The organism is Pseudomonas sp. HMSC08G10 (assembly GCF_001808425.1).
GTDB classification, from domain to species: domain Bacteria; phylum Pseudomonadota; class Gammaproteobacteria; order Pseudomonadales; family Pseudomonadaceae; genus Aquipseudomonas; species Aquipseudomonas guariconensis.
The window spans coordinates 188217-206049 of sequence record NZ_KV793311.1; the positions used below are offsets into that span (position 1 = coordinate 188217).

The 17833-nt window shown below is 62.7% G+C and carries 11 protein-coding genes and 1 other RNA gene; 5 read left to right on the forward strand and 7 right to left on the reverse strand.

Features of this window, described 5'->3' with window-relative positions; all coding sequences use genetic code 11:
- Nucleotides 1–123: 123 nt before the first annotated feature.
- The 5 genes from ffs to HMPREF3173_RS15240 all read right to left on the reverse strand — a co-directional run bounded on the left by ffs (nucleotide 124) and on the right by HMPREF3173_RS15240 (nucleotide 8022).
- An RNA gene (ffs, locus tag HMPREF3173_RS15220) (signal recognition particle sRNA small type) lies at nucleotides 124–220 on the reverse strand.
- 119 nt (nucleotides 221–339) lie between these two features.
- Nucleotides 340–2694 (reverse strand): NAD-dependent DNA ligase LigA, encoded by a 2355-nt coding sequence (ligA, locus tag HMPREF3173_RS15225; RefSeq protein WP_070574266.1) that lies wholly within the window; start codon nucleotides 2692–2694, stop codon nucleotides 340–342.
- A gap of 100 nt (nucleotides 2695–2794) precedes the next feature.
- A complete protein-coding gene (gene zipA / locus HMPREF3173_RS15230; RefSeq protein WP_043215536.1) occupies nucleotides 2795–3667 on the reverse strand; it encodes a cell division protein ZipA in 873 nt (290 codons plus the stop codon).
- 203 nt (nucleotides 3668–3870) lie between these two features.
- On the reverse strand, nucleotides 3871–7359 hold the full coding sequence (gene smc / locus HMPREF3173_RS15235; RefSeq protein WP_070574269.1) for a chromosome segregation protein SMC: 3489 nt from the start codon (nucleotides 7357–7359) through the stop codon (nucleotides 3871–3873).
- 3 nt (nucleotides 7360–7362) lie between these two features.
- Nucleotides 7363–8022 (reverse strand): GntR family transcriptional regulator, encoded by a 660-nt coding sequence (locus HMPREF3173_RS15240; protein ID WP_070574271.1) that lies wholly within the window; start codon nucleotides 8020–8022, stop codon nucleotides 7363–7365.
- 268 nt (nucleotides 8023–8290) lie between these two features.
- Between HMPREF3173_RS15240 and xdhA the strand changes: the two genes are divergently transcribed.
- The 4 genes from xdhA to guaD all read left to right on the forward strand — a co-directional run bounded on the left by xdhA (nucleotide 8291) and on the right by guaD (nucleotide 14371).
- Nucleotides 8291–9745: a xanthine dehydrogenase small subunit gene (gene xdhA / locus HMPREF3173_RS15245; protein ID WP_070574273.1), complete on the forward strand. Its 1455-nt coding sequence runs from the start codon at nucleotides 8291–8293 to the stop codon at nucleotides 9743–9745.
- Nucleotides 9738–12137: a xanthine dehydrogenase molybdopterin binding subunit gene (gene xdhB, locus HMPREF3173_RS15250; RefSeq protein WP_070574275.1), complete on the forward strand. Its 2400-nt coding sequence runs from the start codon at nucleotides 9738–9740 to the stop codon at nucleotides 12135–12137. The genes xdhA and xdhB overlap by 8 nt, the downstream gene beginning before the upstream one ends.
- A gap of 73 nt (nucleotides 12138–12210) precedes the next feature.
- On the forward strand, nucleotides 12211–13056 hold the full coding sequence (xdhC, locus tag HMPREF3173_RS15255) for a xanthine dehydrogenase accessory protein XdhC (protein ID WP_070574277.1): 846 nt from the start codon (nucleotides 12211–12213) through the stop codon (nucleotides 13054–13056).
- A 10-nt stretch (nucleotides 13057–13066) separates the two neighbouring features.
- Nucleotides 13067–14371: a guanine deaminase gene (guaD, locus tag HMPREF3173_RS15260; RefSeq protein WP_070574279.1), complete on the forward strand. Its 1305-nt coding sequence runs from the start codon at nucleotides 13067–13069 to the stop codon at nucleotides 14369–14371.
- Here the strand turns inward: guaD and aqpZ are convergent.
- Complete coding sequence (aqpZ, locus tag HMPREF3173_RS15265; RefSeq protein ID WP_070574281.1) at nucleotides 14368–15066, reverse strand: aquaporin Z; 699 nt, start codon at nucleotides 15064–15066, stop codon at nucleotides 14368–14370. The two genes, guaD and aqpZ, sit on opposite strands and share 4 nt — an antisense overlap.
- 237 nt (nucleotides 15067–15303) lie before the next feature.
- Nucleotides 15304–16059, reverse strand: a complete 756-nt coding sequence (locus HMPREF3173_RS15270) for a GntR family transcriptional regulator (RefSeq protein WP_043215798.1) — start codon at nucleotides 16057–16059, stop codon at nucleotides 15304–15306.
- Between the two features lie 359 nt (nucleotides 16060–16418).
- Between HMPREF3173_RS15270 and HMPREF3173_RS15275 the strand changes: the two genes are divergently transcribed.
- On the forward strand, nucleotides 16419–17768 hold the full coding sequence (locus HMPREF3173_RS15275) for an NCS2 family permease (protein WP_070574284.1): 1350 nt from the start codon (nucleotides 16419–16421) through the stop codon (nucleotides 17766–17768).
- The last annotated feature ends 65 nt before the right edge of the window (nucleotides 17769–17833 follow it).

Genomic DNA, 17833 nt, shown 5'->3' on the forward strand with positions numbered 1-17833 from the left:
ATGATAAGGCGCTCGCAGGGGCGGGAGAAAGACGCGCGGTATTACCAGACATTGAATACTGGCGCAGGGAGAGAGGTAGGAGAGACAGGTGAGTCGCTTGGCGGACGCCAGAAATGGAGGCGGCCCCACCAGCCACACCCCGGCACACGATGTTCCCGCTATGGCTGCTCCCTTCCGGGCCTGACCAGGTTAACGGGTAATCGTTGCGGGGGGACCGATGGGGCCACCACGACGGCTCGCCATGTGACGAGCCGCGCCATTGTACCGGTCTGGGGCGAAGTTACAACCTCTGCATCGAGAAAAAACCATCATTTCTCAATGACTTGTCCCCTCCGCTGATCAGACGGCGATGCCGTGACCCTCAAGGAAGGCGACAAACGCTTCCTCATCCAGCACCTTGACACCTAGCTCGCTGGCCTTGGCGAGCTTGGAGCCCGCACCGGGCCCGGCGACGACGCAATGGGTCTTGCTGGAAACCGATCCTGCCACCTTGGCACCGAGGCTTTCCAGCTTGTCCTTGGCGATGTCACGGCTCATGCGTTCCAGGGTGCCGGTCAGCACCCAGGTCTGCCCGGCCAGGGGCAGCCCTTGCGCTACCCTCTTCTCGCTGGCCCAGTGCATGCCGAAGTCGAGCAGTTGCGCTTCAATGGCACGGGCCAACTGCTGGTTGGCCTCGACTCTGAAGAACTCCCGCACCGCCTCGGCCTGCTTGGTGTTCAGAGCCTGGCGCAGGTCAATACCATCGGCTTCGATGATCTTGTCCAGGGTACCCAGCTTGTCCACCAGTTTTTCCGCGCCCGTCGGCCCGACCGAGGGGATATCGAGCTTGGCGATCATGCCCGCCAAGGTAGTACTGGCGGCGAACTCGGCCGCCAGTTCGCCCTCATCCTGCAGCTGCATACCACTGTCGAGCAACTGCTGGATGACCTCACGGTTGTGGTCATCCTCGAAGAAGTTATGGATCTCGTAAGCGACTTCCAGGCCAATGTCAGGCAGATAGGTCAGCACCTGCGGCAGCGCCTTTTGCACCCGCGCCAGGCTGCCCAAGGAGCGGGCCAGGACTTTGGCAGTCTCCTCGCCGACATCCGGAATCCCCAAGGCGAAGATGAAGCGCGCAAGGCTGGGCTGCTTGCTGGCCTGGATCGCCTCCAGCAACTTTTTGCTGGACACTTCGGCAAAGCCCTCGAGCTCGACGATTTGCTCGAACTTCAGGTCGTACAGGTCGGCCGGAGAGCGGATCAATCCTTCGTCAACCAATTGCTCGACGCTCTTTTCGCCCAGGCCGTCGATATCCATGGCTCGGCGCGAAACGTAATGGATGATCGCCTGCTTGAGCTGGGCGGCACAGGCTAGGCGCCCTACGCAGCGGTAAACCGCGCCTTCACTGGTGGTCTCCTTGCCTTTGCTGCGCTTGACCAACTGGGTGCGCTCGACTTGCGAGCCACAGACCGGGCACTGACTGGGCACAGCCACCGGCCGGGCGTTGTCGGGACGGCGCTCGGTCACCACCTGCATCACTTGCGGAATGACGTCACCGGCCCGACGGATGATCACGGTATCGCCAATCATCAGACCCAGGCGGGCGATTTCATCCATGTTGTGCAGCGTGGCGTTGGAGACCGTGACACCGGCCACCTTCACCGGCTTGAGCCGCGCCACGGGGGTGACGGCGCCAGTGCGGCCGACCTGGAACTCGACGTCGAGCACTTCGGTGAGTTCTTCCATGGCCGGGAACTTGTGGGCGATGGCCCAACGCGGCTCCCGGGCTCGAAAGCCCAGCTCGCGCTGGGCAGCCAGGCTGTTGACCTTGAACACCACACCGTCGATCTCGTAAGGCAGATCGTTGCGGCGGGCGCCAATGTCGCGGTAGTACGCCAGGCATTGCTCCACGCCTGCGGCATGGCGTAGCTCGCGACTGATGGGCAGGCCCCAGGTCTTGAGCTTCTCCAGGATGCCGATATGGCTGTCGGCGATGGCCTCGGAGACCTGGCCCAGGCCGTAGCAGCAGAATTCCAGGGGGCGGCTGGCGGTAATCTTGGAGTCCAGCTGGCGCAAACTGCCAGCAGCGGCGTTGCGCGGATTGGCGAAGGTCTTGCCGCCGCTCTCGGCCTGGGCGGCGTTCAGGCGCTCGAAGCCGGCCTTGCTCATATACACCTCGCCGCGCACTTCAAGCACCGCCGGCCAGCCTTCGCCGTGCAGCTTGAGCGGGATGTTGCGAACAGTACGCACGTTAGCGCTGATGTCCTCGCCCGTGGTGCCATCCCCCCGTGTGGCGCCCTGCACCAGTTGCCCGTCGCGATACAGCAGGCTGACTGCCAGGCCATCGAGCTTGGGCTCACAGCTGTAGTCGACCGCGGCCTGCTCGGCGAACAGATCGCCGGTCGGCAGGTCCAGCCCCTCCACCACACGCCGATCGAAGTCGCGCAGGTCGTCTTCCTCAAAGGCATTGCCCAGGCTGAGCATGGGAATTTCGTGACGCACCTGGCTAAACGCCGCCAGCGCCGCGCCGCCGACACGCTGGGTTGGCGAATCGGGGGTCACAAGGTGCGGATACTCGGCTTCCAGCGCCTTGAGCTCGTTGAACAGGCGGTCGTATTCGGCGTCCGGCACGCTCGGCTCGTCCAGCACGTAATAGCGGTAGTTGTGCTGTTCGAGTTGGGCACGCAGTTCATGGATACGGTTTTCGGCGTTCATCGTTCATCTTCTCTTGCAACGCAAAAGAGCAGCACAGGGCTGCTCTTTTTGCTCAAATCGGGCGGGCAGGATCAAGGCAGGTCCGCCCGCTAGGGGGCCATCAACGCTTCTGGGTCAGCGCGCGACGCTCGAACTCGACAATGCGCTGGCGGTAGTGTTCGATGGTCTGGGCGGTCAGTACGCTGCGCTGGTCATCCTTGAGCTCGCCGTTGAGTTCATGGGCCAGCTTGCGGGCGGCAGCGACCATCACGTCGAAGGCCTGCTTGGGGTGACGCGGGCCTGGCAGGCCCAGGAAGAAGCTCACCGCGCGAGTGCTGAAATGGTCGATGTCGTCCAGGTCGAACACACCTGGCTTGACTGCGTTGGCCATGGAGAACAGCACTTCGCCGTGACCGGCCATGCTCTCGTGGCGATGGAAGATGTCCATCTCGCCGAAACGCAGGCCGCTTTCGAGGATGTTCTGCAGCAGGGCCGGCCCCTTGAACCCCCCCTCGTCGCGGGAGATCACGCTGATCACCAGTACTTCCTCGGCCGGAGGCAGTTCTTTGACTGTATTGCCCGCGCCTGCACCGTTGTGGCGGCTGTGTTCGGCAGGACGATCATCATCGGCGTCGGCAAACAGGTCCGGCTCACGCGGCTCGGCAGCCAGGTTCAGGTCGCCCTGCTGTGGCTCGCTGGCGCGCTTGCCACGTTTGTTGGTTTTGGCTGGCTTGGGCTCACGCTCACGCGCCGGTGCGCTGACCGAAGGCAGATCGCTTTCGTCCAACTCGGGTTCTTTCTGGGTTTCCAGTACGCGTGCAGGGCCCAGTACCTCGGCGCTGCCCTCGTCGTCCGGCAGATTGGAGTAGCTGCGATCCAGACGGAATTTCAACTTGCCCTTGCCGCCGCGCATGCGGCGCCAGCCGTCGAAAAGAATACCGGCGATGACAATGACGCCGATGACGATCAGCCATTCGCGCAGACCGATTTCCATGTAATCCCGTGCCTCTAAAAAATATGCTTGAAAACAAAGGCTTCAAAGCCCTTTAACACGTGGCGCCAACTCTATGTTCTGACAGGCGTTTTACCCACGCAAAAAATAAGTGACATAAAGCTAGCACGACCAAAGGCAACTTTACACCGTCTGTCGCACATGTCGGGGGGATTTCCCCACGTATCCTGCCTTATCTTCGCTCATCAGGCATCGACCATGGCCAACGCTTCCTCCACATCAACTGCAACAAGACGTGAGCAGCCTGGCTCGTGCATGGTCACCCCCATTAATTGATCGGCCATTTCCATGGCAATCTTGTTATGGGTGATGTAGATGAATTGCACGCTTTCGCTCATTTCCTTCACCAACCTGGCGTAACGTCCGACGTTGGCATCGTCCAGCGGCGCATCGACCTCGTCGAGCATGCAGAACGGTGCCGGGTTCAGCTTGAAGATGGCGAACACCAGTGCGAGGGCGGTCAACGCCTTCTCGCCACCGGACAGCAGATGGATGGTGCTGTTCTTCTTGCCCGGCGGGCGCGCCATGATCGTCACCCCAGTATCGAGTAGATCTTCGCCCGTCAGTTCCAGGTAAGCACTGCCGCCACCGAAAACTTTTGGAAAAAGTGCCTGCAAACCGGCATTTATCTGATCAAAGGTATCCTTGAAGCGATTACGGGTTTCCTTGTCGATCTTGCGGATGACGCTTTCCAGTGTCTCCAGTGCTTCCACCAGATCAGCATCCTGGGCGTCCAGGTAACGCTTGCGTTCGGACTGCTGCTGGTATTCCTCGATAGCCGCCAGGTTGATCGCGCCCAGGCGCTGAATGCGCCCGTCCAGTTGCTCGAGCTCTTGCTCGGTGCCCTGCTCGCTCGCCTCGGGCTCGAGGGTGGCGAGCACACCCTGCAAGTCATAGCCATCGGCCAGCAGTTGCTCCTGCAGCGTCTTGCGACGCACATCCAGGCCCTGGGACTCCAGGCGGGACTGCTCGAGCTGACCGCGCAGCAACTGAGCCTGTTGTTCGGCCTGGGTTCGACGGCGCTCGGCATCGCGCAGTTCACGGTCGGCTTCATCCATATGCAGACGAGCCTGGCGCATTTCCTCATCGACGCTCATTCGCCGCTCCAGCAGCTCTTCGAGCTTCAGGCGCTGTTCTTCCAGCGGCGCTTCGCCCTCCTCCAGATTGAGGCTCAGTTGCTCCTGGCGCTCGCTCAGGCGTGCCGCCTGGAGCTCCAGACGCTCCAGGGCCTGACGGGTAGAGTCGTGCTGGGCTCGCAACGAGCCCAGGCGTACCGCCAACTGGTGAGCATGATCCTTGTGCTGACGGGCCTCCTGACGGATACGATCGAGCCCTTCGCGCAGGGTGTCGCGACGGGCCATCAGTTGCTCGCGCTGCTCGGTGTCCTGAGCCATCCGCTCCAGGGCTTCCTGTAACAGCAGACGGGCCTCGCCCAGTTGCTCATGCTCCATGGCCCGCTGCTCTTGCAGCTCGGCCAATTCTTCTTGCAGCCGGCGGCAGCGCAGCTGCACCTGCTCGGCGCGGGCTCGCCCGGCCGAAAGCCGCGCCTTGAGTTCGCCGAGCTGGCGGTTTTCGTCCTGACTGCGCCGGCGCAGCTGTTCACGCTGCGCTTCCAGGTCGCGCTGTTGTCCGCGCAGGTCCTGAAGGTGTTGCTCCAGTTGCTCCAGACGCGACTGAAGTTCGAGCTGCTCATGCCCCAGGCGTTCGATTTCCTGGCCACGGGCCAGTACCCCGCCTTGGGACTCCCCACCCCGGCTGATCCGCAAAAAGTGCCGACCGATCCAATATCCGTCTCGACTGACCAGGCTCTGACCTTCCATCAGCCCGGCTCGCAAGGCCAAGGCCTGTTCGAGACTCTCCACGGGACGTACCTGACCGAGCCAGGGCGCAAGATCCGTACGGCCCTCGACTTTGTCCAGCAGGCTGCCCGGCAATCGAGCCCCCTGCGTGCTAGCCAGCAGCAGCCGCAGTTCGCCCTGCTCCAGGGCAGTGAAATCCAGTGAGGCGAAGTCTTCAACCAACACTGCTTGCAGATCGGCACCCAGCACGGTCTCGACCGCCAGCTCCCAGCCTGGCTCGACCCGCAGCCCTTCAGCCAGCCGCGGCCTATGTTCCAGCCCTTGGCCGCGCAGCCAGTCACTGGCACCCGCACCGGGCTCCAGGGCCGCCTGCTGCAATGCCTCCAGGGATGCCAGGCGCCCGCCTAAACGTTGCTGTTCGCCTTGGGACTGCTGATGAGTCTCAGTAGCCTGTTGCAACTGCTCGCGTACCGCGTCGAGTTGCTCGACCACCTGTTGCTCGCTCATCTGAAGCGTTTCGAGCTCCAGTTCGCTACCGGCCACTTGCTCGGTCAACTCGAACAACGCGGCGTCTTCGGGTTCGGCCGCGAGCTGCTCGCGCTCTTCCTCCAGCTTGCGTTGACGCTCGGCCAAACGCTCCAGGCCAGCCTCCAACTGCTGCAAACGGGACTGTTGCACTTCGGCCTGGCGCCGCGGCTCGGCGGACTGGGTATTGAAACTGTCCCATTGCTCCTGCCAGGCGTGCATGCCCAGCTCGGCCTCCTCGAGGGTGGCGGTCGCCTCTTCGGCGCTGGCCAAGGTCAGTTCCTGCTCGGGTTCGAGCATCGCCAGCTCTTCACCCAGGGTCGCCAGCAACGTGCGGTCATGCCCTAGGTGCGACTCGGTTTCCAGGCGGGTGCGCTCGGCTTCCTTGAGGTCGTCTTGCAATTGGCGCAAGCGTTGCTGGCCATGCTGGATGCTCTGCTCCACACGGGCGATGTCACCGGCGACGGAATAGAAGCGACCCTGGACCTGATTGAAGCGCTCTGACAGCTCATGATGGCCGTCACGCAGGCGCTCGATACTCGCATCGGCATTGCGCTGCTCGGCCACTAAAGCTTCAAAAGCCACCTCCTGATCGCCGATGACCGCTTCGCGCTGGCGCACGCGCTCATCCAGCTCACGCCAACGCAGGGCTGACAGGCGCGCCTTGAGTTGGCGCTCCTGGGCCTTGTACTCCCGGTATTTCTCGGCGGCCTGGGCCTGGCGGTGCAGGCGTTCAAGCTGGCGTTCGAGCTCCTCGCGAAGGTCGGTCAGGCGCGCCAGGTTCTCCTGGGTACGACGAATGCGGCTCTCGGTTTCGCGGCGACGCTCTTTGTATTTGGAGATGCCTGCGGCTTCTTCGATGAAATTACGCAGCTCCTCTGGCTTGGCCTCGATGAGCTTGGAGATCATCCCTTGCTCGATGATCGAATAGCTGCGCGGCCCGAGGCCGGTGCCGAGGAAGATGTCCGTGATATCACGCCGCCGGCATTTGGTGCCGTTCAGGTAATAGGTGTTTTGCCCGTCGCGGGTGACCTTGCGGCGGATGGAAATCTCGGCGTAGGCGGCGTACTCGCCCAGCAACGTAGTCTCGCTGTTGTCGAATACCAGCTCAATGCTGGCCTGGCTCACCGGCTTGCGGCCGGATGAGCCATTGAAGATCACGTCGGTCATCGACTCGCCGCGCAGGTTCTTGGCCGAGCTTTCGCCCATCACCCAGCGCACCGCATCGATGATATTGGATTTTCCGCAGCCATTGGGGCCTACCACGGCGGCCATGTTGCTGGGGAAATTGACCGTGGTCGGATCGACGAACGACTTGAACCCGGCCAGTCGAATGCACTTCAGGCGCATCGATCAGACCTGCGCCAGGGCCGCCAACACCAGCTCGCAACTACGCTGGCTGTAGGCGACCAAGACCTCGCGGATACGTGCCTGGTCGCGGGCGACCACGGCTTCGAGCAGGCGTGCGAACAGTTCGAGGTAGTCGACCATGTTGGCCTGGCGCTGGTCCAGGGCCAGGTAATAGGCGCGGCTCATGGCCGGCTGCAGGTTTTCGACGGTTTCCTGCAGATAGGGATTGTCGGCGAACGGATAGGCTGCGCGCATCACCGCGAAGCTCTCGGCGACGAAGGTCTCGATGTCCTGGTTGGCATGGGCCCGCTGCAAGCGCTGCTGGATTTCGAGGAACGGCTCCAGATCACGCTCATGGCGCCAGCTGCTGGCCACCGCGTTGCCCAGCAGAATGTAGAACTCGCCCATCAGAGTGCACAGGCTGCGCACGCCACGTTCGTCCAGTTCGGTGACGTGGGCGCCGCGGCGCGCCAGGATCGCCACCAAATGTCGGCGTTCGAGGATCAACAGCGCCTCGCGCACAGAGCCGCGGCTGACGTTGAGCGCCTGGGTGACCTTCAGTTCCTGGATCCGTTCGCCCGGCTTGAGTTCGCCGCGAATGATCCGTTCGGCCAGGTAATGGGCAATCTGCTCGGAGAGGCTGTCCGGCGCCTTGAACGTCATGGTTTTCCTTCAGAATCTTGAACGGGGCACAAGGAGGCGATTGTAGCCTACTTGCCTGGCCGTCGCGCAGGGGTTCGCTGCGCTTTAATTCGACCTGTGGACGTGCTGCGAAACCGGCGCGTTCTATGCTTTGAATATGACGATCTTGTCCCGTCGGGACGTGGCGCACGCAATTTCTTGACCTTTGAGTCAGAAAATTATTGACCAAATGATCAAGCGTGCTTAGAGTCCGACCGAACAACAATAAAACCATTGCGAGGCCTTCCCCGTGATCCAGTTTCTCGTCAACCAGGAGCTGCGTAGTGAGCACGCCCTGGACCCGAACATGACGGTGCTGCAATACCTGCGTGAGCACCTGGGCAAACCCGGCACCAAGGAAGGCTGCGCCAGTGGCGACTGCGGCGCTTGCACGGTGGTGGTCGGCGAGCTGACCCAGGATGACCAGGGCCGTGACACCCTGCGCTACCGCAGTCTCAACTCATGCCTGACGTTCGTCTCGTCGTTGCACGGCAAGCAGCTGATCAGCGTCGAAGGCCTGAAACACCAGGGTGAACTGCACAGCGTGCAGCGAGCCATGGCCGATTGCCATGGTTCCCAGTGCGGCTTCTGCACCCCTGGCTTCGTCATGTCCCTGTTCGCCCTGCAAAAGAACAGCGACGGCCACGATCTGCACCAAGCCCAGGAGGCCCTGGCAGGCAACCTGTGCCGCTGCACCGGCTACCGCCCGATCCTTGCCGCGGCCGAGCAGAGCTGCGCCCAGCCTTGCCGCGACCAGTTCGACGAGCAACAAGCCCAGACCATCGCCCGCCTCAAGGCGATCGCCCCGACCGAAACCGGTGAGCTCAACAGCGGCGACAAGCGCTGCCTGGTGCCACTGACCGTGGCCGACCTTGCCGACCTGTACAGCTCGCACCCAGAGGCGCGTCTGCTGGCCGGCGGCACCGACCTGGCCCTGGAAGTCACCCAGTTCCACAAGTCGCTGCCGGTGATGATCTATGTCGGTCACGTGGCCGAACTCAAGCGCATCGAAAAAACCGAGACCCACCTGGAAATCGGCGCCGCCACCCCGTTGACCGATTGCTACGGCGTACTCAACGAGGAGTACCCCGATTTCGGCGCCCTGCTGCACCGCTTCGCCTCGCTGCAGATCCGCAACCAGGGCACGCTGGGCGGCAACATCGGCAACGCGTCGCCGATCGGTGATTCGCCACCCCTGCTGATCGCCCTCGACGCCCAGGTGGTTCTGCGCCAGGGCGAGACCCAGCGCACCCTGGCGCTGGAAGACTACTTCATCGACTACCGCATCACTGCGCGCCAGGACAGCGAGTTCATCGAGAAGATCATCGTCCCGCGTGCCAGCGCAGACTGGACGTTCCGCGCCTACAAGGTTTCCAAGCGCCTGGACGACGACATCTCGGCGGTGTGCGCGGCGTTCAACCTGCGTATCGAGGACGGTGTGGTGCGCGAGGCGCGGATCGCCTTCGGCGGCATGGCGGCCATTCCCAAGCGCGCCCGCGCCTGCGAGGCCGCACTGGTGGGCAAGGCCTGGGACCAGGCCAGCATCGAGCAGGCCTGCCTAGCCCTGGACGAAGACTTCACCCCACTCTCGGACTTCCGCGCCAGCAAGCAATACCGCCTACTGACCGCACAGAACCTGCTGCGCAAGTACTTCATCGAACTGCAATCGCCGTACATCGAAACCCGGGTGACCGCTTATGTCTAACCATCACGTAGCCAAAAGCCAGGCCGAGATGGCCGAACTGTTCAGCCAGGACCTGACCACCGGGGTCGGCCGCAGCATCAAGCATGACAGCGCCGACAAGCACGTCAGCGGCGAGGCGGTGTACATCGATGACCGCCTGGAATTCCCCAATCAGCTGCATGTCTATGCGCGCACAGCCGACCGCGCCCATGCGCGCATCCTGCGCATCGACACCACGCCGTGCTACGCCTTCGAAGGCGTGCGCATCGCAATCACCCATGAAGACATCCCGGGCCTGAAGGACATCGGCCCAGTGGTCGCCGGCGACCCGCTGCTGGCCATCGACAAGGTCGAGTTCTTCGGTCAGCCAGTGCTTGCTGTCGCCGCCCGAGACCTGGACACCGCACGCCGCGCCGCCATGGCGGCGATCATCGAGTACGAAGACCTGGAGCCGGTGCTGGACGTGGTCGAGGCCCTGCGCAAGAAGCATTTCGTGCTGGACAGCCACACCCACCAGCGCGGCGACTCGGACAGCGCCCTGGCCACCGCCCCCCACCGCCTGCAAGGCACCCTGCACATCGGCGGCCAGGAGCACTTCTACCTGGAAACCCAAATCTCCTCGGTGATGCCCACCGAGGACGGCGGCATGATCGTCTTCTGCTCCACCCAGAACCCCACCGAAGTGCAGAAACTGGTGGCCGAGGTGCTGGACGTGCCGATGAACAAGATCGTCGTCGACATGCGCCGCATGGGTGGCGGCTTTGGCGGCAAGGAGACCCAGGCCGCCAGCCCGGCCTGCCTGTGCGCGGTGATCGCACGTCTGACCGGTCAGCCGACCAAGATGCGCCTGCCGCGCGTCGAAGACATGATGATGACCGGCAAGCGTCACCCGTTCTATGTCGAATACGACGTAGGCTTCGACGACACCGGCCGCCTGCACGGCATCAACCTGGATCTGGCCGGCAACTGCGGTTACTCGCCTGACCTGTCCGGCTCGATCGTCGACCGCGCCATGTTCCACTCCGACAACGCCTACTACCTGGGCGATGCCACCGTGCATGGTCACCGCTGCAAGACCAACACCGCATCCAACACCGCCTATCGCGGCTTCGGCGGCCCACAGGGCATGGTCGCCATCGAACAGGTGATGGACCATATCGCCCGTTACTTGGCGCTCGACCCGCTGGCCGTGCGCAAGGCCAACTACTACGGCAAGACCGAACGCAACGTCACCCACTACTACCAGACCGTTGAGCACAACATGCTCGAGGAGATGACCGCCGAACTCGAGGCCAGTGCCGACTACGCCGAGCGCCGCGAGTCGATCCGTCGCTTCAACGAGCACAGCCCGGTGCTCAAGAAAGGCCTGGCACTGACCCCGGTGAAGTTCGGAATTTCCTTCACCGCGACCTTCCTCAACCAGGCCGGCGCGCTGATCCACATCTACACCGACGGCAGCATCCACCTGAACCACGGCGGCACCGAGATGGGCCAGGGCCTGAACACCAAGGTCGCACAGGTGGTGGCGCAGGTGTTCCAGGTCGATTTCGAACGCATCCAGATCACCGCCACCAACACCGACAAGGTACCCAACACTTCGCCGACCGCCGCCTCCAGTGGCGCGGACCTCAACGGCAAGGCCGCGCAGAACGCCGCTGAAATCCTCAAGAAGCGCCTGACCGAGTTCGCCGCGCGGCATTACAAGGTCACCGAAGAGGATGTGGAGTTCCGCAACGGCCACGTGCGGGTGCGCGACCAGATCGTCAGTTTCGAGCAGTTGGTGCAACAGGCCTACTTCGCCCAAGTATCGCTGTCGAGCACCGGTTTCTATCGCACGCCGAAGATCTACTACGACCGCGACCAGGCCCGCGGCCGCCCGTTCTACTACTTTGCGTTCGGCGCTGCCTGTGTCGAGGTGGTCGTCGATACCCTGACCGGCGAATACAAGATGCTGCGGGCCGACATCCTGCACGACGTTGGCGCCTCGCTGAACCCAGCCATCGACATCGGCCAGGTCGAAGGTGGCTTCATCCAGGGCATGGGCTGGCTGACAACCGAAGAGCTGGTGTGGAACGCCAAGGGCAAGTTGATGACCAACGGCCCGGCGAGCTACAAGATCCCGGCGGTGGCGGACATGCCGCTGGACCTGCGCGTGAAGCTGGTGGAAAACCGTAAGAACCCGGAGGACACGGTGTTCCACTCCAAGGCCGTAGGTGAGCCGCCGTTCATGCTCGGCATCGCCGCCTGGTGCGCCATCAAGGATGCCGTGGCGAGCATCGCCGACTACCGCGTGCAACCGCAGATCGATGCACCGGCGACGCCTGAGCGGGTGCTGTGGGGCTGCGAGCAGATGCGCAAGGCGGTAGCCGCCGAGCAGCCTGCCGAGCAGGAACTGGAAACCGTGACTCACTGACAACGCGAATCCCTGTGGGAGCCGGTTCATCCGCTTCCACAGGGGCCGTGGCGCAACTTAGAGAGGTTGCATCATGCACCAATGGATCAACGCCCTCGCCGACCACCAGGCCCGCGGTGAAGCTTGCGTTCTGGTGACCATCATCGAGGAGCGCGGCTCAACGCCACGCAACGCTGGCTCGAAGATGGTGGTCAGTGCCGCGGGTCTGTTCGACACCATCGGCGGCGGACATCTGGAATACAAGGCGCTACATATCGCCCGGCAGATGCTCGAGGAGCAGCGCACCACCCCGCATCTGGAGCGTTTCAGCCTGGGCGCGAGCCTCGGCCAATGCTGCGGCGGCGTCACGGTGCTGCTGTTCGAACCGATGGCCGCAGTGCAGGCGCAGATCGCAGTGTTCGGCGCGGGCCATGTCGGCCGTGCTCTGGTACCCTTGCTCGCCGCGCTGCCCTGCCGGATACGCTGGATCGATTCGCGCGAGCATGAGTTTCCCGAGGTCATCCCCAATGGCGTGACCAAGGTCGTCAGCGAGGAACCGGTCGACGAAGTCGCCGAGCTGCCAGCAGGCAGCTATTGCATCGTCATGACCCACAATCACCAGCTCGACCTGGAACTGACCGCTGCCATCCTCAAGCGCAATGATTTCACCTGGTTCGGCCTGATCGGCTCGAAGACCAAACGGGTCAAGTTCGAGCACCGCCTGCGCGAACGCGGCTACGACGCCGCCGTCGTGGCGCGGATGCGTTGCCCTATGGGCCTGGCCGAGGTCAAAGGCAAGCTGCCGATCGAGATCGCCGTGTCCATCGCCGCGGAAATCATCGCCACCTACAACGCCTGCTTCGGCCAGCACGACGCTGCCGCCAACTCAGGCCCAATCGCCCAACTGCTGCCGCCCTCCCGGCGCAGCCAAGCCAATTGACGAGACCGTTATGAGCGCAACCCGCAAAGCCTACCGAGCCGCCATTTTGCACAGCATCGCCGACCCGGCCGAGGTGGGCCTCGACGCTTCCCATGAATATTACGAAGACGGCCTGCTGGTGGTCGAAGAAGGCCGCATCAGTGCACTGGGTCACGCCAGCGACTTGCTGCCCAGGCTCGGCAACGACGTCGAAGTGATCCATCACCCGCACGCTCTGATCACTCCAGGCTTCATCGATACCCATATTCATTTCCCACAGACCGGCATGATCGGCTCCTACGGCGAGCAGTTGCTGGACTGGCTGAACACCTACACCTTCCCTTGCGAAAAGCAGTTCGCCGACAAGGCCCATGCCGACCAAGTGGCCAAGATCTTCCTCAAGGAACTGCTGCGCAACGGCACCACCAGCGCCCTGGTGTTCGGCAGCGTCCACCCCGAGTCGGTCGATGCCTTGTTCGAAGAAGCCCAGCGCCTTGACCTGCGCCTGATCGCCGGCAAGGTGATGATGGATCGCAACGCCCCGGACTACCTGACCGACACCGCCGAGTCCAGCTATGCGCAAAGCAAGGCGCTGATCGAGCGTTGGCACGGCAAGGGCCGCCTGCACTATGCGGTGACCCCGCGTTTCGCGCCCACCAGTACCCCCGAACAACTGACCCTGGCCGGCCAGTTGCTCAAGGAATACCCAGGGCTGTACATGCACACCCACCTGTCGGAGAACGTCAAGGAAATCGACTGGGTCAAGGCACTGTTCCCTGAGCGCAAGGGCTACCTGGACGTCTATGACCACTACGAGCTACTGGGCGAACGCTCGGTGTTCGCCCACGGCGTGCACCTGTGCGACGAAGAATGTCAGCGCCTGGCCGACACCGGTTCGGCTGTGGCCTTCTGCCCCACCTCCAACCTGTTCCTGGGCAGCGGACTGTTCAACCTGCCCCAGGCCGAGCGCTTCAAGGTCAATGTGGGCCTGGGCACCGACGTGGGCGCCGGCACCAGCTTCTCGCTGCTCAACACCTTGAACGAGGCCTACAAGGTCATGCAGCTGCAGGGCGCGCGCCTGCACCCGTACAAGTCCCTGTACCTGGCGACCCTCGGCGGTGCCCGCGCCCTGCGCCTGGACGACCGCATCGGTAGCCTGCGCCCAGGCAACGATGCCGACTTCGTGGTGCTTGACTACAAGGCCACCCCACTTCTGGACTACCGCATCCAACAGTCCAACAGCATCGAAGAAACCCTGTTCGTGCTCACCACCTTGGGCGACGACCGCACCGTGCGTGAAACCTACGCTGCCGGTCGCTGCGTGCACCAGCGCTAAGGCTCCCGCCCCAGCGCCCGGTAAAGCGCGCCGCCGATCGCCGCACCGATCAGCGGCGCGACCCAGAACAACCACAACTGCTGCAACGCCCAGCCCCCGACGAACAGAGCTGGGCCGGTGCTGCGCGCGGGGTTGACTGAGGTGTTGGTCACCGGGATGGAAATCAGGTGAATCAGCGTCAGCGCCAGGCCTATGGCGATGGGCGCCAGCCCCGCTGGCGCGCGCGTGTCGGTGGCCCCCATGATGATCACCAGGAACATCGCCGTCATCACCACCTCACTGACAAAGCCCGCCGCGAGCGAGTATCCCCCCGGTGAATGATCGGCGTAACCGTTGGAGGCCAACCCCGACGACAATTCAAAACCCGCCTTGCCACTGGCTATGAAGTAGATCACCGCTGCTGCCAGGATCGCCCCGATCACTTGGGCAATCACGTAAGGCACGAACTCCTTGGCCGGGAACCGCCCGCCCACCACGAGCCCGAGCGATACCGCAGGGTTGAGGTGGCAGCCGGAGATGTGACCGATGGCAAACGCCATGGTCAATACAGTCAGGCCGAATGCGAAGGCGACGCCCAGGATACCGATGCCGGTCGGAAAGCTCGCGGCCAGCACCGCGCTACCGCACCCGCCAAGGACCAACCAGAAAGTGCCGACCAGCTCGGCACCCATGCGCTTGCCCAGGGACATACTCATGAACCAATCCTCAAGTAGTGAGTGCACTGGATGCGCAAGCCCAACTGCTTGATGAAGGTTTGCAAAAAACAATCTAGCAGAGCCTTGGCTAATGGCCAGCAGCCCTCGTACACCGCATCAGCTCTGGCTTCCCGCCCCATTAGCGATCATTGCGGGGCTGAAATGAAAAACGCCACCGCTCCGGGTGGGGAACGATGGCGTTGGTAGCAGCGGTCTGCCCGCAGACCGGGCAAACGATCAACCTTTGACCGATACCTTCGGCTTTTTCAGCAAATGCGAGAACACAGCATGCAGGTCGTCGGAGGCGCCCTCTTCGTCCAGGTTCAGCTTGGTGTCGATGTGATCCATGTGATGCATCATCAGATTCACCGCCAGCTCTGCGTCACGAGCCTCGATGGCGTCGATCAGCTGCATGTGCTCGTCATAGGAGCAATGCGAACGGTTGCCGCTTTCGTACTGTGCGATGATCAGCGAGGTTTGCGAAACCAGGCTGCGCTGGAAACTGATCAAGGGGGCATTGCCGGCCGCTTCGGCCAGCTTGAGGTGGAACTCGCCGGAAAGGCGGATACCCGCGCCCCGGTCGCCGCGAGAGAAGCTGTCGCGCTCCTCGCGCACCATCTGGCGCAGTTCATTCAGTTGCTCGATCGTGGCGTGCTGCACGGCAAGCTCGGTGATCGCGCGCTCGACCATGCGCCGAGAGAAGAACACCTGGCGCGCCTCTTCCACCGTGGGGCTCGCCACCACTGCACCGCGATTGGGCCGCAGTAGCACCACGCTTTCGTGAGCCAGGCGCGACAAGGCACGACGGATAATGGTGCGGCTGACGCCGAAGATCTCGCCCAGCGCTTCCTCGCTCAACTTGGTGCCCGGTGCCAGACGCTGCTCGAGGATCGCCTCGAAAATATGCGCATAGACGATGTCGTCCTGGGTACCGCTGCGGCCGGCCTTGCCATTGCGCGCAGGTTTCTTCAGAGGTTGCAGCTGTTCGTTCATGGGTTCTCGAGCACGAGGATCCGCCAGTCGGGACCTTGACTGTAATACCTGTCAGAGGGTGGCTGGCAAGTCCTGGATAGAAAATAAAGGGACCAAGGTATCGGTCTATTGTACACAGGCCATTCGATTTCTGCAGGTGGCCTTTTCCCATATAGCCACTACGCGACAGATCGCGCACACAAAAAATAAAACATTATTTGCATTATTTGTACACAACAGCATAATCCAGCGAGCAACTTTCTGACTCGAAAGTCAACAAATCGATCAGACGTCTGCCAATCCCCTCGCGGAACCGCCCAAGTGCATTGGCGCAGGACCAAGGTTCCGAAACAACAAGAAAGACTTGAGGAGTACTCGCTGTGGAAAGCCGCAAATCCGAAGCCCCTACGCTGGATCTCGCTCCACCGCTCGAAACGAGTTGGCTGGAACGGATTTTCAAACTCAAGCGACACGGCAGCACCGTCAGGACCGAGCTGATCGCCGGGGTGACCACCTTCATCACCATGGCCTACATCATTTTCGTCAACCCCAACATCATGGCCGATGCCGGTATCGACCATGGTGCGGCCTTCGTTGCCACCTGTATCGCCGCGGCCTTGGGCTGCCTGTTGATGGGCCTCTATGCCAACTGGCCGGTGGGCCTGGCCCCCGGCATGGGGCTCAACGCCTTCTTCACCTACACCGTGGTCGGCACCATGGGCTACACCTGGGAGGCGGCATTGGGTGCAGTGTTCGTGTCCGGTGTGCTGTTCATGGCCCTGACTCTCTCGCGCGTGCGCGAATGGTTGCTCAATAGTATTCCGGTCAGCCTGCGCCACGCCATGGGCGCGGGGGTCGGCCTGTTCCTCGGGCTGATCGGCCTTAAAACCGCCGGTATCGTCGTTGACAGCCCTGCCACGCTGATCAAGCTGGGTTCTCTGCACGAGCCTGGCCCACTGCTGGCGGCGGTATGCTTCCTGATGATCGCGGTACTGAGCTACCACCGCGTGTTCGGCGCGATCCTCATCAGCATCATCACCGTCACGCTGGCAGGCTGGGGCCTGGGACTGGTCCAGTATGGCGGGGTGTTCTCCCTGCCACCGAGCCTGGCACCGACCTGGATGGCCATGGATGTAGCGGGCGTATTCAATGTCAGCATGATCAGCGTGGTGCTGGCGTTCCTGTTCGTGCATATGTTCGATACCGCCGGCACCTTGATGGGTGTGGCCCAACGCGCCAACCTGGTCGGTGAAGATGGTCGCATCGAGAACCTGTCCCGTGCACTGAAGGCCGACAGCGCCTCCAGCGTGTTCGGTGCTGCCGTCGGCGTACCACCTGTGACCAGCTATGTGGAAAGCGCCGCAGGCGTCGCCGCCGGGGGGCGTACCGGCCTGACGGCCGTGGTGGTTGGCCTGCTGTTCGTCGCCGCCATGTTCTTCGCACCGCTGGCCGGCATGATCCCCGCCTACGCCACCGCAGGGGCCCTGATCTATGTGGCCATGCTGATGATGGGCAGCATGGCGCACATCCACTGGGACGAGGCGACCGACAGCATTCCTGCGATCGTCACCGTGATCATGATGCCGCTCACGTTCTCGGTCGCCGACGGCATCGCCCTGGGCTTCATCAGCTACGTGGCGCTCAAGGCCGGGACCGGCAAGTTCAAGGATATTTCTGCCAGCCTGTGGGTGCTCTGCGTGATCTTCATCGCCAAGTTCGTGTTCCTCTGAGAGCCTGGCGCTGCCGAGGGCGCCTCGAGCCCTCCCTCGCACAATCAAAAAACCCGATGGCAGTT